The sequence below is a fragment of the Erythrobacter sp. RANMB8 genome (genome assembly GCF_056848235.1).
Genome location: NZ_JBREHG010000013.1, coordinates 1 through 12,694 on the forward strand (window position 1 = coordinate 1; position 12,694 = coordinate 12,694).

17 protein-coding genes are annotated in these 12,694 nt (G+C 66.0%); 10 read left to right on the forward strand and 7 right to left on the reverse strand.

What is annotated here, in order from left to right; genetic code table 11:
* Positions 1-24: 24 nt before the first annotated feature.
* A complete protein-coding gene (locus tag ACU0AG_RS13225; protein WP_482782841.1) occupies positions 25-624 on the reverse strand; it encodes a protein-L-isoaspartate O-methyltransferase family protein in 600 nt (199 codons plus the stop codon).
* A gap of 225 nt (positions 625-849) precedes the next feature.
* On the opposite strand from ACU0AG_RS13225, the gene fumC reads away from it, so the two are divergent.
* The 3 genes from fumC (at position 850) to ACU0AG_RS13240 (ending at position 4,419) form a co-directional block, all read left to right on the forward strand.
* Positions 850-2,256 carry a class II fumarate hydratase gene (fumC, locus tag ACU0AG_RS13230; RefSeq protein WP_482782842.1) on the forward strand — a complete coding sequence of 469 codons (1,407 nt, stop codon included), beginning with the start codon at positions 850-852 and terminating at the stop codon, positions 2,254-2,256.
* A 110-nt stretch (positions 2,257-2,366) separates the two neighbouring features.
* Entirely contained in the window at positions 2,367-3,671 is a 1,305-nt protein-coding gene (locus ACU0AG_RS13235) for a histidine kinase (protein WP_482782746.1), read from the forward strand.
* Positions 3,664-4,419 (forward strand): LytR/AlgR family response regulator transcription factor, encoded by a 756-nt coding sequence (locus tag ACU0AG_RS13240; RefSeq protein WP_482782747.1) that lies wholly within the window; start codon positions 3,664-3,666, stop codon positions 4,417-4,419. Before ACU0AG_RS13235 ends, ACU0AG_RS13240 begins: the two co-directional genes overlap by 8 nt.
* A gap of 119 nt (positions 4,420-4,538) precedes the next feature.
* Here ACU0AG_RS13240 and ACU0AG_RS13245 read toward each other — a convergent pair whose 3' ends face one another.
* The gene (locus ACU0AG_RS13245) at positions 4,539-4,844 is read right to left on the reverse strand and encodes a UrcA family protein (RefSeq protein ID WP_482782748.1); all 306 of its coding nucleotides are present in this window, start codon (positions 4,842-4,844) and stop codon (positions 4,539-4,541) included.
* A 249-nt stretch (positions 4,845-5,093) separates the two neighbouring features.
* Between ACU0AG_RS13245 and ACU0AG_RS13250 the strand changes: the two genes are divergently transcribed.
* From ACU0AG_RS13250 to ACU0AG_RS13260, 3 genes are read left to right on the forward strand one after another with little or no spacing between them, the layout of a single operon-like run.
* Positions 5,094-5,366 carry a hypothetical protein gene (locus tag ACU0AG_RS13250; protein WP_482782749.1) on the forward strand — a complete coding sequence of 91 codons (273 nt, stop codon included), beginning with the start codon at positions 5,094-5,096 and terminating at the stop codon, positions 5,364-5,366.
* A gap of 10 nt (positions 5,367-5,376) precedes the next feature.
* Positions 5,377-6,153, forward strand: a complete 777-nt coding sequence (locus ACU0AG_RS13255) for a metallophosphoesterase family protein (protein ID WP_482782750.1) — start codon at positions 5,377-5,379, stop codon at positions 6,151-6,153.
* Between the two features lie 34 nt (positions 6,154-6,187).
* Positions 6,188-6,445, forward strand: coding sequence for a hypothetical protein (locus tag ACU0AG_RS13260; protein ID WP_482782751.1), 258 nt, complete (start codon positions 6,188-6,190; stop codon positions 6,443-6,445).
* Positions 6,446-6,524: 79 nt separating this feature from the next.
* Here the strand turns inward: ACU0AG_RS13260 and rpsI are convergent, their stop codons facing one another.
* The 5 genes from rpsI to ACU0AG_RS13285 form a co-directional block, all read right to left on the reverse strand.
* Positions 6,525-7,040: a 30S ribosomal protein S9 gene (gene rpsI / locus ACU0AG_RS13265; protein WP_482782752.1), complete on the reverse strand. Its 516-nt coding sequence runs from the start codon at positions 7,038-7,040 to the stop codon at positions 6,525-6,527.
* A complete protein-coding gene (gene rplM / locus ACU0AG_RS13270; RefSeq protein WP_482782753.1) occupies positions 7,040-7,519 on the reverse strand; it encodes a 50S ribosomal protein L13 in 480 nt (159 codons plus the stop codon). The genes rpsI and rplM overlap by 1 nt, the downstream gene beginning before the upstream one ends.
* 171 nt (positions 7,520-7,690) lie before the next feature.
* Complete coding sequence (locus tag ACU0AG_RS13275; RefSeq protein WP_482782754.1) at positions 7,691-8,428, reverse strand: hypothetical protein; 738 nt, start codon at positions 8,426-8,428, stop codon at positions 7,691-7,693.
* Between the two features lie 52 nt (positions 8,429-8,480).
* Positions 8,481-8,843, reverse strand: coding sequence for a divalent-cation tolerance protein CutA (gene cutA / locus ACU0AG_RS13280; protein ID WP_482782755.1), 363 nt, complete (start codon positions 8,841-8,843; stop codon positions 8,481-8,483).
* Positions 8,843-9,931 carry a COX15/CtaA family protein gene (locus tag ACU0AG_RS13285; protein ID WP_482782756.1) on the reverse strand — a complete coding sequence of 363 codons (1,089 nt, stop codon included), beginning with the start codon at positions 9,929-9,931 and terminating at the stop codon, positions 8,843-8,845. Before ACU0AG_RS13285 ends, cutA begins: the two co-directional genes overlap by 1 nt.
* A gap of 183 nt (positions 9,932-10,114) precedes the next feature.
* Here ACU0AG_RS13285 and ACU0AG_RS13290 point away from each other — a divergent pair, with 183 nt between their 5' ends.
* The 4 genes from ACU0AG_RS13290 to ACU0AG_RS13305 all read left to right on the forward strand — a co-directional run bounded on the left by ACU0AG_RS13290 (position 10,115) and on the right by ACU0AG_RS13305 (position 12,494).
* The gene (locus ACU0AG_RS13290; protein ID WP_482782757.1) at positions 10,115-10,501 is read left to right on the forward strand and encodes a MerC domain-containing protein; all 387 of its coding nucleotides are present in this window, start codon (positions 10,115-10,117) and stop codon (positions 10,499-10,501) included.
* Positions 10,502-10,555: 54 nt separating this feature from the next.
* Positions 10,556-11,533 (forward strand): sulfur carrier protein ThiS, encoded by a 978-nt coding sequence (thiS, locus tag ACU0AG_RS13295; RefSeq protein WP_482782758.1) that lies wholly within the window; start codon positions 10,556-10,558, stop codon positions 11,531-11,533.
* A gap of 199 nt (positions 11,534-11,732) precedes the next feature.
* On the forward strand, positions 11,733-12,245 hold the full coding sequence (locus tag ACU0AG_RS13300) for a hypothetical protein (protein ID WP_482782759.1): 513 nt from the start codon (positions 11,733-11,735) through the stop codon (positions 12,243-12,245).
* A gap of 12 nt (positions 12,246-12,257) precedes the next feature.
* The gene (locus ACU0AG_RS13305) at positions 12,258-12,494 is read left to right on the forward strand and encodes a ribbon-helix-helix domain-containing protein (protein ID WP_482782760.1); all 237 of its coding nucleotides are present in this window, start codon (positions 12,258-12,260) and stop codon (positions 12,492-12,494) included.
* Positions 12,495-12,694: the final 200 nt, after the last annotated feature.

Genomic DNA, 12,694 nt, shown 5'->3' on the forward strand with positions numbered 1-12,694 from the left:
GCCCGAACGAGGCGCGAGCAGGCTTCACGCGAAGGTCCAGCCCCTGGGCGCATCGAAGGCATGGAGCACCGGAATGCCGAGATCCTCGACCGGCTGAAGGTTGACCTGCCCTGCAACCTTGCGGCCCGCCGCCAGCCGGGTGACCTGCCGCAGCACCAGACCGGTGACGATCCGGCCATCTTCGGCGAGCTGTGCGGCAAGGCCATCGGGCAGCTGCTCGATCGCGCCGTCGACCACGATCAGCGTATAATTGCCCGCAGCAGCCGTGGTTGCGGCTTCGGCTGCGGAGATCGTGGCAAGACCGGCCACCAGCGGGCGCAGCAGTTCGGCGAGGTAGCCGGTGCCGCCTTCCACCACCAGCACGCGGTCGTCAGGCAGCGGCGCGGCTTCGAGCAGCAGCTTGCCGTAGAACAGCGGTGCGGCGAGGTGGCCCGCGTCTCCCAGCGCCACGGCGCGGTCGATATAGGCGAAGGGCGCCTTGTCGGCGGGCAGGAAATCCTCGCGCGGGACAGCGATCATGCGTGCCAGCACATATTCCTCGTTCACGCCGCTGGTGCGCAGCTGGCTGTCGATCATGGCGCGGCGGGCGGTGGCCGAGGGGGAATCTTGCAGGGTCGTGGTCATGTCGTTCACATCTACTCCGGGGAACTGTATTGGTATCGCAATACAGTCCGTCAAGTCTTGCTGCGGTGCGGCCTTAGACCTGCGGCGCGCGCGTTCCAAGGCCTTATGACCGCTGCCGGCACTCGCGATTTCGGGCTTTGACCTCGCTTGCGGGGAGTGCTTAGGGGGGCGCGTGATCCTGCGGGATTCTATTCGATTGAGTGAGGGATGGCTTCGATGAGTGACATGACAGCAACCGGGCAGGAAATGCGGATCGAAACGGATTCGCTCGGCGAAGTGGCGGTGCCCGCCCACGTCCACTGGGGCGCGCAGACGCAGCGTTCGATCGTCAACTTCCCGATCGGCGGCGAGAAGATGCCGCCCGCCCTGGTGCGTGCATTGGGCATCCAGAAGCTGTCGGCGGCCAAGGCCAACATGAAGCTCGGCGTGCTCGATGCGAGGCTCGGCGAGGCGATTGTCGCCGCCGCGCGCGAGGTGATCGACGGCACGCTGGCCGACCAGTTCCCGCTGGTGGTGTGGCAGACGGGATCGGGCACCCAGTCGAACATGAACGCCAACGAGGTGATCGCCAGCCGCGCCAACGAAATCCTCACCGGCAACCGGGGCGGCAAGAGCCCGGTGCACCCCAACGACCACTGCAACATGGGCCAGTCGTCGAACGACACTTTCCCCACCGCGATGCATATCGCCGCTGCGGTCGAGGCGCTGGATCACCTGCTGCCCGCCCTCAAGAAGCTGCATCGCGCGCTCGATGCCAAGGCGAAGGAGTTTGCCGACATCGTCAAGATCGGCCGCACCCATCTGCAGGATGCGACCCCGATGACGCTGGGGCAGGAATTTTCGGGCTATGCCAAGCAGGTCGAATACGGCATCGCCCGCGTCGAAGCGGCGCTGCCCCGTGTGCTGGAACTGGCGCAGGGCGGCACGGCCGTGGGCACGGGGATCAACGCCAAGGTCGGCTTTGACATCGCCTTCGCCGCCGAAGTCGCCGCCGCCACCGGCCATGATTTCGTCACCGCGCCCAACAAGTTCGAAGCGCTCGCCGCGCATGATGCGATGGTCGAGATTTCGGGCGCGCTGAATGTGCTCGCCGTGAGCCTGATGAAGATCGCCAACGACATCCGCCTGCTGGGCTCCGGCCCGCGCTCGGGCCTTGGCGAGCTTTCGCTTCCTGCCAACGAGCCGGGCTCATCGATCATGCCGGGCAAGGTCAACCCGACCCAGTGCGAGGCGATGACGATGGTCTGTGCGCAGGTGATGGGCAACCACATGGCGGTGACGGTCGCCGGATCGCACGGCCACCTCGAACTCAACGTGTTCAAGCCGGTGATCATCTACAACGTGCTGCAATCGATGAAGCTGATCGGCGACGCCAGCCACGCCTTCACCGACAACTGCGTGGTCGGGATCGAGGCGAACACCACCCGCATCACCCAGCTTCTGAACGAAAGCCTGATGCTGGTGACCGCGCTCAATCCGCACATCGGCTATGACAACGCCGCCAAGATTGCCAAGAAGGCTCACGCCGAAGGCACGACTCTCAAGGCAGCCGCGCTGGAGCTGGGTCTGCTGACCGAAGAGCAGTTCGCGCAGTGGGTGGTGCCGTCCGACATGATCCGCCCGCGGGATTGATCGACCCCTGAATACCGGTTCAGCTTTCGACCAAGGTCCGATGCTGGCCGACGATGTGCGCCCTCGCCAGTGGCATTAGCCCGGCGGGGGCGTTATCGCTTTCGGACATAATGACGACCAACCGATCTGCCGAAACCGTCCCCGCCGGGACCGCCGCGACCGTGCCGTTCCGCATGGTGCTGATCTCCATGCTGGTGCTGTGGGCGACCTATTTCCTGCTCACCACCTTCCGCGCGCTGGTGATGGATTTCGGCTTCCAGTTCGAACTCGGCTGGCGGCGCCTGCTGGTCACGGGGGTGGGCGTGGGGCTGACCATGGTGCTGTGGCTGCTGCTGCGGCTGGTCGATCACAAGGCGCTGTGGATCAAGATTTCCGCCGCGCTGGTGCTGGCAATGCCGGTCGCGATGGCGATCGGGCAGGTCAATTACATCGTTTTCAAGGACATGGAGGCCGCGCAGGAGCAGGCCTACGCCAGAAAATACAACCTCAACCTGCGCCGTGACGAATCCGGCAATCTGCTGGTCGATGTGCCGGTTCGGCGGGTCAGCCCGGCAGCTGGCGATGCGCCGGACGAAGGAGGGCAGACCGCTAGTGCCCCGCCCGAAGAAGACGTGGTCGCGCCGGAATCGGTGATCATCGCGCCGGCGGAAACCTATGCCGATTTCTGGCGCAAGCTGCTGGATGTGGCGCTGGGACGCTATTTCCTGCTGCTGGCCTGGGCCTCGACCTATTTCGCGCTGCTGGCGGGCGTGCAGGCGCAGGCGTCGCAGCGGCGCGAGGAACAGTTCCGTTCCGCTGCCAAGGCCGCCGAGCTGCGATCCTTGCGCTATCAGGTCAACCCGCACTTCCTGTTCAACACCCTGAATTCCCTCTCGGCGCTGGTGATGACGGGCAAGGCCGACCGCGCCGAGCGCATGATCCAGACGATCAGCCGCTTCTACCGCCACTCCCTCGCCAACGAGCCGACCGCCGACGTTGCGCTGAAGGACGAATTCGATCTGCAGAAGCTCTATCTCGATATCGAGGCGGTGCGCTTTCCCACGCGGCTGGTGACGGTGTTCGATCTGCCGGACGATCTGGCCGAGGCCCGCGTGCCGGGGATGATCCTGCAACCGCTGGTCGAAAACTCGGTCAAATATGCCGTGTCGCCCGTGTCGCGTCCGGTCACCATCACGCTCGCTGCGCGCGAGGAGTTTGACCGGCTGGTGATCACCGTCAGCGATGATGGCCCCGGCGTTCCGGCGGGCGAAAGCCACGGATTCGGCATCGGCCTTGCCAATGTGGGCGACCGGCTGGAGGCGCGCTTCGGCCCCGATATCGGCTTTGCCTCGGCCCCGGTTGCGGGCGGCTATCGCACCGAAATCCGTATTCCCCTGTCCAAACCCGCAAACCGTCCGGTGAATCACGATGCCTGACAGCAACGCCGAACAGACCGCCCTGCGAACCCTCATCGTCGATGACGAGCCGCTGGCGGTGGAACGGGTGCAGGTGATCTGCGCCGAAATCCCCGCTGTGCGCGTGGTCGGCACCGCCAGCGATGGCGCTGCCGCGCTGCGGCTGGCTGAAAAGCTCGCCCCCGATCTGGTGCTGCTCGACATGACCATGCCCGAGCTTGACGGGCTGGGGGTCGCCCAGCATTTCGCCGCGCAGGAACAGGCGCCGGTGGTGATCTTCGTCACCGCGCATGATCATTTCGCCGTCGAGGCCTTCGATCTGGAAGCGGTGGATTATGTCCTCAAGCCCGTATCGGCCGACCGGCTGGAGCGGGCCATCGAACGCGCCGTCGCCCGCCGCGGACAGCGCCGCCAGCGCGCCAGCCGCTATCTCGACGAGCTGTGGGTGCCGCACCGTTCCGAACTGCTGCGCATCGCGGTGAGCGAAGTCCACCAGATCGATGCCGAGCGCGATTACGTGCGCCTGCATGTCGGCGGGCCGGATGCGCAGCGGTCCTACCTGCTGCTCCAGACCATCGCGGGGCTGGAAGAACGGCTCGATCCCGAACAGTTCATCCGCATCCACCGTTCCACCATCCTGCGCCGCGACCATATCCGCGGGCTTCGGCACGACGGGCTTGGCGTATGGTCGGCAGAGCTGGTCAACGGCGAGGCGCTGCGGATCGGCCGCACCTACCTCGCCCGCGTCAAGGCGATGGCGGGAAGGTGAGGCGGGTGGCCTGCACCACCAAAGGTGGCTCACACAAAAACGGCCCGAACCCTAGGGACTGGAAGGGTTCGGGCCGCATCATCTGCGCGTTGAGGTAGGCGCAGAGTGAGTTTCGCGGTTCAGCCGCCGCGTTGTTCCTTGCCGGTGTAGAGCGCGGCGACCTGCCGCTTCACATCGGCGCGGGCCTTGGCGAGGCAGGCCTTGGCTTCCTGCGTCAGGATCCGCGATCCGGTGGAAAGGCTGCTGGTGCGGCATACGGTGCGCACCGCCTTTTCCAGCCGCTGGTCGAGCGTGCGCTGACCGGCAGCGGTGCCAAGGTTGAGGTCGTTGGTGGGCACTGCGATCGTCATCAGCTCGGCCTCGCCTGCGAAAGCGGGGCTGATCGCGGTGCCGGCAAGGCCGATCGCCACAAGGGCAGAGGCCATTGTTTTTGCAAGGGGTTTCATAAGGTCATCCTCCGTATGCAGGGTGCCTGTGACGGGGCGGGGGCCCGGTCCGGGGGGTGCCAGTCATCCTGCTGGAACCTGTATTACGCCCATCACACACCGGCCGCATCCGCGCCTCGACAAACCCGCGTCAACCGTCCGACCGATGAGACTGCGCAATGACCAATGGTGCGAAACGGGGGACAAATGGCGGTTTCCAATCGACCGGCGCATCGCCATACTGGCCCCATGAACTGGGCGACCATCACCATCTTCATCATGGGAATCGCCAATTTCGCGCTGAACCGGGCGGTGTTCGAAAGCGGGCACCCGATGCTGGCGCGGCTCCCGCAGGTCAGCCGCACCTTCGGCCGCCGTGCCGCGCTGGGCAGCGAGTTTGCGGTGCTGTTCTTTGCGCTGCTGCTGTCGGTCGAAGGCTGGCCTGCCTTCGCCTTTGCCTATGCGGGCTATACCGCCTTCAACGGGGTTGCGGCCTGGCTGATCCTGACAGGGCGGATATAAGGCCCGCCCGATGACCACGCGGCTGTTCCATATCAGCGATGTCCATTTCGGGGTGGAGGATGCCGCCGCGCTCGATGCCGTGGCCCGCGCCGTGGCTGAAGAGCAGCCCGATGCGGTGGTGTGCACCGGCGATCTCACCCAGCGCGCCAAGCATTCTGAATATGCCGCCGCGCAGCGATGGTTCGCCGCGCTCGGGGTGCCGGTGGTGCTGGAGCCGGGCAACCACGACATGCCCTATTACAACCCGTGGGAGCGCTTCACCGATCCGTTCCGGCGGTACGAGCGGCTGAAGGCGGCGGTGGGGAGCGCGTTCGTTTCGCCCGATGTGGTGCTGGTGCCGCTGCGCACGACGGTGGCGGCGCAGACCCGGTTTCCGTGGTCGGACGGGGTGGTGAAGCCTGCCGCGCTCGCCGCGACGCTCGATGCCCTTGCCGCGCTGAAAGGTGACCCGCGCACCATCATCGTCATCGCGCACCATCCGTTGCTGGGGCCGGAAGGGGCGCGCAAGAACCCGACCATCGGCGGGGACGAGGCCTTTGCGCGGATTGCCGCTGCCGGGGCGCATGCGATGATTTCTGGCCATGTGCATGTGCCGTTCGACCAGATCCGCACCAGCGGCGGGCAAAGCATGCGGATCATCGGCACCGGCACGCTGTCCACCCGCCTGCGTCACGGCGCGCCGGCATCGTGGCGGGTGATCACCTGCGAGCCGGGCGGGGTGATCGACACGCACCTGCGGTTCGGGCAGGCAGAGCGCGCTACGGCGTTTGACGGGAAACCGCTTTAACCTTTTCCCTAGTATTGGCGTTAAGGTTTTGTTGGTGAAATCGCTGCTGCCGGCGTCCTTCGGGCGCGGCCATGTTCTTGAAGGGGCAAGGCAGATGGATCTCGTCAAGGCACTGACATTCGGAGCGATCCTGTCCGCGGCTATCGCTTTGGTGATCGGATCGCAGGGCACCAGCGCGGGGCCGCTGGCGATCCACCTGCTGCCGGTGGCCGAGGCACGGGTCTACTGGTCGTGGCCGGTGTTCTTCGGCGGCAGCGGGCTCGCTTTCGGGATATTGCTGCTGCAACGCTGAGCTTTTGCGGGCGGCGCAAACAAAAAGGGCGGCTCCCTTGCGGGGCCGCCCTTTGTTGTATCCGTTGCCGGAAGCGCGATTAACGCTTCGAGAACTGGAAGCTGCGGCGGGCCTTGGCCTTGCCGTACTTCTTGCGCTCGACCACGCGGCTGTCGCGGGTGAGGAAGCCTTCGGCCTTCACCGCGCTGCGCAGCTCGGGCTCGTACTTGCTCAGCGCCTGGGCGATGCCGTGCTTCACGGCGCCCGCCTGACCCGACAGACCGCCGCCGCGCACGGTGGCAACCACGTCATACTGGCCGGTGCGGTCGGTGACGGTGAAGGGCTGGTTGATCACCAGACGCAGGGTCGGACGGGCGAAATAGGTTTCCTGATCGCGGCCGTTGATGGTGATCTTGCCGGTGCCCGGCTTGACCCACACGCGGGCCACGGCGTCCTTGCGGCGGCCGGTGGCGTAGGCGCGGCCCTGCGCATCGACTTCGCGCTGACGCAGCGGAGCGGTGACGCGGGCGATTTCGGCAGCGTCGCCCTGCGGAGCGTTGCCGGCGATGTCCTTCAGATCGGCGAGATCCGAGACGGTGGTGGTTTCGTCAGCCATTATGCAGCGACCTTGTTCTTGCGGTTCATGGAGGCAACGTCGAGCACCTGCGGCTTCTGGCCGTCATGCGGGTGTTCGGTGCCGGCATAGAGGTGCAGCGCCTTCATCTGCTGGCGACCCAGGGGCCCGCGCGGAATCATGCGTTCGACAGCCTTTTCGAGCACACGCTCGGGGAAACGGCCGCCCAGCACCTTGGCGGGGGTGGTTTCCTTGATGCCGCCGGGGTGGCCGGTGTGCTTGTAATAGACCTTGTCGCCCATCTTGTTGCCGGTGAACTTCACCTTCTCGACGTTGATGACGATCACGTGATCGCCGCAATCGACGTGCGGGGTGTAGCTCGGCTTGGTCTTGCCGCGCAGGATGTTGGCGATGATCGCGGCGAGACGGCCGACAACGAGGCCGTCGGCATCGATTATATGCCAGTTCTTTTCGACCTCGGCCGGTTTCACTGACCGGGTCTGCTTGGTGAGCGCCTTCATGGCATGTGTCCTTGATTCGAAACTGTCTGTCGGAGACTATCCGTGAGAATCGCCCCCCGATCAGCCGATCGGGCGGAGAAGTCGGGCGCAAATGTCGTCCGACCCCGCGAAAGTCAAGCAAAAGCGGGGTTTCGGGGTGCGGTAAAATAATACCACATGACCGGAATGGCCCTAGGCCGGGCCCAGAGTCCAGCTTTCCAGCGCCTGCCGTTCCAACCCTTCGATGCGGGTCACGATGTGGCGTTCGGCCAGCTTCAGCCAGGGCGCATCGGCCTGCGCGGTGCAGGTGTAGCGCATCGCGAAGCTGCCAGTCAGCCCGCCGGGCAGGCTCACCAATTCCTCGCGTTCGACCGGAATGCCGGCCGGGAACAGCAGATCGGGCGGGAGCGTGTCGAGCAAGGTCGCGCCGGCATCGTGAACCTGCGCAAGATAGAGCCGGTATGTCTCGCGCTCGTCCCGCGGCACCGGCTGGCGCGCGATCAGCGCCTCGGCAGCGCGCAACGCCTGGGTGATGGCATCGCTTTCGGGCGGGGTTCCCGCCTCGCTGAGGATTTCGCCGTTGGCAGCCAGCATGATCGGAAACATCGCGCTGTCGCTGCGCCCGCTCTCGATCCGCGCCAGTTCGGCGAGGTGCGGCGGGGCGCTGACCTCGGCATAGGCCTGCGCTCCGGTAACGATGATACCGCGCGCCTGCCGGTCGAACCGCACGTCCCAGCCGCGCCGCACGGTGATCGCGGCATCAGCGCCAAGTCCGCGCCGCAGCGTTCTGGCGAGGCGCAAGGGAGTGTCAGGCAGGCGCAAGGGCAGGGCAGGCGCGGCCCGAAGCGCGGCGACCGGCATTCCGGAAAGGCCAGCGAAGCCCGCCCCCAGCAGCGCAGCCAGCATCGTTCGCCGGGTCGTCGCGATCATTGCCTTCCCCCCTTATCGGACCATGACTCTGCCCGAGGCAGAGTCCGCCCGATCAACCTGCCGCGCCGTTTTCGGCCACCCCGGCGCCCTGTGTCGTTGCGGCCAGCCATGCCATGGTTGCCGGAAGCGCCGCATCGCAGCGCCAGCCGGTCACGGCAGGTGTATCATAGGGATGCAGCACCCCCAAACGCGCAACGCATTGTTCGAGCCGGTCGGTCGTGGTCTTGAACAGCGCCGCGATCTCCGCTGCGCTGCCGCGCTCCCCCTCCCAGACAAAATGGGCTTCCACCGGCCCGAGGATATTGGCGCAGGCGATCAGGCGTTCATCGAGCAGCGTCGCGGCGATCGCGCGGGCGCTGTCGATATCGGGAAAGGGGCACCAGACCAGCGCGGCTGCCGGACTGTCGCCAGCCATCAGCCCGCGATCCCGACCTGCGATTGGCGGGCAAGGCCATCGCTGTGCATCGCCCGTACTGTGGCTGCCACCGTCAGCGCGCCGACCAGCTGGTGCGCGGCGGCAATCCACAGCGACACCCCGCTCATCACCGTGGCAATACCGAGCAGCACCATGGTGCCGAAGGCGGTGTGCACCGCGACCGAAGCAAAGCGATCGGCCTTGCGCACCCGGCGGGCAAGCCACACCAGCGCCGCCACCGCCACCCACGCCCACCAGCGGTGCAGGAATTGCAGCAGGAAGGGATCGTGGGTCAGCGCCCACAGCACGCCTTGCGACCAGTCGGCTTCAGGGAAGAAGCGCCCGTTCATCAGCGGCCAGTCATAGGCGGCATGGCCCGCATTCAGCCCCGCCACCCATGCACCGAGCAGCAGCTGGATGAACAGCACCACCGCCACCAGCGCCGCAGCGCCGGTCAGCCTGGCCGGACGTGCCGACGGATCGCGTGCGAGCACCCGCAAGTCGCGGGCGGTCCACACCAGTCCGGCCAGCAGGAACAGCGCAGTCAGCAGATGGGCCGAAAGGCGAAAGTGGCTCACATCGGTCAGATCGGTCTCGCCCACGCCGGACGACACCATGTACCAGCCCAGTGCGCCCTGCCCGCAGATCAGCGCGAACATCGCAGCGAGCCGCCAGCCATAGCCCGCCGGAATGGCGCGGCGCACCGCGAACAGGATCAGCGGCAGCAGGAATGCAAGGCCGATCACCCGGCCAAGGATGCGGTGGAACCACTCCCAGAAGAAGATGAACTTGAACGCGGCCAGATCCATCCCCGCCGGGCCGCTTTCCAGCTGGTATTCGGCGGTCAGCCGGTATTTGGCGAATTCGGCCTGCCAGGCGGCCTCGGTCAGGGGCGGAAGGATGCCGCTGACCACGTTCCATTCGGTGATCGACAGCCCGCTTTCGGTGAGGCGCGTGATTCCGCCCACCATCACGATCAGCACCACCAGCGCGGCCACAGCCTCAAGCCAGCGGGCAATCGCCAGCGGGCGGACGCGGCTTTCGGGGGCGGAGCGGAACAGGTCCGAGACAGAGGCAGACGTAGCCATGACGGCTCGTTCCATGTCGCCCATCACGCGCTTGCGCAAGCCCGTTCGGCGCAAGCAGCGGTGCGGACAGCGCAAACGAGGCCATACGGGTCTGCACGAAAAGAACAGGTGCCGCGGATGCATCCGCGCTTGAACAATGTAACAACATTACATATGTGCGGTCACAACATGCCCCACAATACCATGCCTCCTCCGAGTCGGACGTCGTTCCGTCGCCGGCTCGACCATATCGGGATCGGGCTCGCGGGGCTGTGTGCGGTGCATTGCCTTGCCACGCTGATCATCGTTTCGGCGCTGGGGCTGGGCGGGGCGATGGGCGGGCACTTCCTGCTGGACGAGAACATCCACCGCGTTGGCCTGTTGCTGGCGCTTGGCGTTGCGGGCGTGGCGATCGGCTGGGGCCTGCTACGCCACCGCCGCCCCATGCCCTTTGTTGTGGCGATGATCGGGCTGGCGCTGATGGGCTGGGCGCTGCTGATCCCGCATGGCACCAACGAATTGCTGCTGACCATGGTCGGGGTGGGGCTGGTGTCCTTCGCCCACCTGCTCAACATCCGCGCTGCCCGCTGAACCTTGGCGAAACTCGTGGTTGCAGCCTTGGCGCGAGCGCCTATGTCCGCAGCCATGACCAAGAGCATCACCCTGAACGGTGCCCCCCACCGCACCGCCGCCGATACGATTGCCGCGCTGGTGCGCGAACTGGAACTTGTGCCTGAAAAGGTCGCGGTTGAACGCAACGGCGAAATCGTCCCGCGCTCGACGCTGGGCGAGGCGCCGCTGGCCGAGGGTGACACGCTGGAGATCGTGCATTTCGTCGGCGGGGGCGATCACGCGGCGGATACGTGGACGGTCGCGGGCCGCACGTTCCGCAGCCGGCTGATCGTCGGCACGGGCAAGTACAAGAGCTTCGAACAGAATGCGGCTGCGGTCGAGGCTTCGGGCGCGGAGATCGTCACCGTCGCGGTGCGGCGGGTGAACGTCAGCGATCCCAAGGCGCCGATGCTGACCGATTTCATCGACCCCAAGCGCATCACCTATCTCCCCAACACCGCCGGCTGCTTCACCGGCGAGGAGGCCGTGCGCACGCTGCGGCTGGCGCGTGAGGCAGGGGGCTGGGATCTGGTGAAGCTGGAGGTGCTGGGCGAGGCGCGCACGCTCTACCCTGACATGCGCGAAACGCTGAAGGCGACCGAGGTGCTGGCCAAGGAGGGCTTCTTGCCCATGGTCTATTGCGCCGATGATCCGATTGCCGCGAAGCAGCTGGAAGATGCGGGCGCGGTGGCGATCATGCCGCTGGGCGCGCCGATCGGATCGGGCCTCGGCATCCAGAACCGCGTGACCATCCGCCTGATCGTCGAGGGCGCGAAGGTGCCGGTGCTGGTCGATGCGGGGGTCGGCACGGCCTCGGATGCGGCGGTCGGCATGGAGCTGGGCTGCGACGGCATCCTGATGAACACCGCCATTGCGGAAGCGAAAGACCCGATCCGCATGGCCCGCGCGATGAAGCTGGCCGTGGAGGCCGGGCGCGAGGCCTATCTCGCGGGCCGCATGGCGCGGCGGATGTATGCCGATCCCTCGTCACCGCTGGCGGGATTGATCTGATTCGGTTCACGCGAAGACGCGAAGATGTCGGTGCTCAAGGCCCGGAAGGGCCTTCATATTCCTGATCTGCGCTGATTTGGGAGTGCGGCTGCGCCGCAAGGGCTAACCTCTTCGCGTCTTCGCGTCTTCGCGTGACAAACCACCTAACCTTAAATTAACCAAGTTCGGCGACGTTCTCCCTGTCCGAAGGAGACGCGCCATGATAATGCCGATTGCCGAGATGCGGGAATTCGCCGGGTTCGCCCCATGTGAACAGCGCTACATCAAGCGCAGCCTCGACATCGGCCTCGCCCGCACCGACGCCTTCCGCCGCTGGGGCCGCTCCGAGGCGGAGAATATCGCGATCCGCCGGCAATATGTCGCCTATCAGGATTTGAAGGCATTGAGGGCGCTGGTGCCGGATGAAGGCACGGCTTACGAGGTCGAGCAGTTTCTCGGCAAGCTGGTGCGCCTTGCCGCTTTCGATCTGGAGCAGGAGCGCCTGGCGAGCTTTTCGGCCTTCCGCTTCCTCTACGAACGCCTGCTGGGTGCACGGGTGCGGCCCTATCTGCCGGCCGCCTTCTGCGCCGCCAGCGCCCTGCCGGTGATCCGCCCGGAACGCCGCAAGCTGCTGTTGCAGAGCCTTTCCGAAGCCGCCGCCACCGCCGAGGGCTGGTCCCTGCGCGAGCCGGTGTTCCTGCCCGAATATGTGGACGACTTCGAAGCGGCCTAATACTTGAGGGGAATGGAGACACCCTCCCCCTATCACCCGCCGGTCAAACGCTCGCTTTCCATCGCGGGCCACCAGACCTCGATCAGCCTCGAACCGCTGTTCTGGGAGATGCTGAAAGCTGCCGCCCTGCGAGAGGGGGTGGCGGTCGCCGCGCTGGTCGCCCGCATCGATGCCGAACGGATCAAATCACCCACCCCGCCGGGTCTGGCGAGCGCAATCCGCGTCTGGCTGGTGGTGAACGCCGCCTAGCCAACGTTTCACGTGAAACATTGCCGTAAATCAGGGCAAGACGGGGTCTAGGCGGGTCTAGCGGGGGTCAAGAGAGGCCTGGCGCACGCACTTTGACCCGCCAAACCTTCGTCATTGCGAGGCCGAAGGCCGTAGCAATCCATGGACCGACCGCTTGCTGCAAGTTCAGGCCGTGGATTGCTTCGCTGCGCTCGCAATGA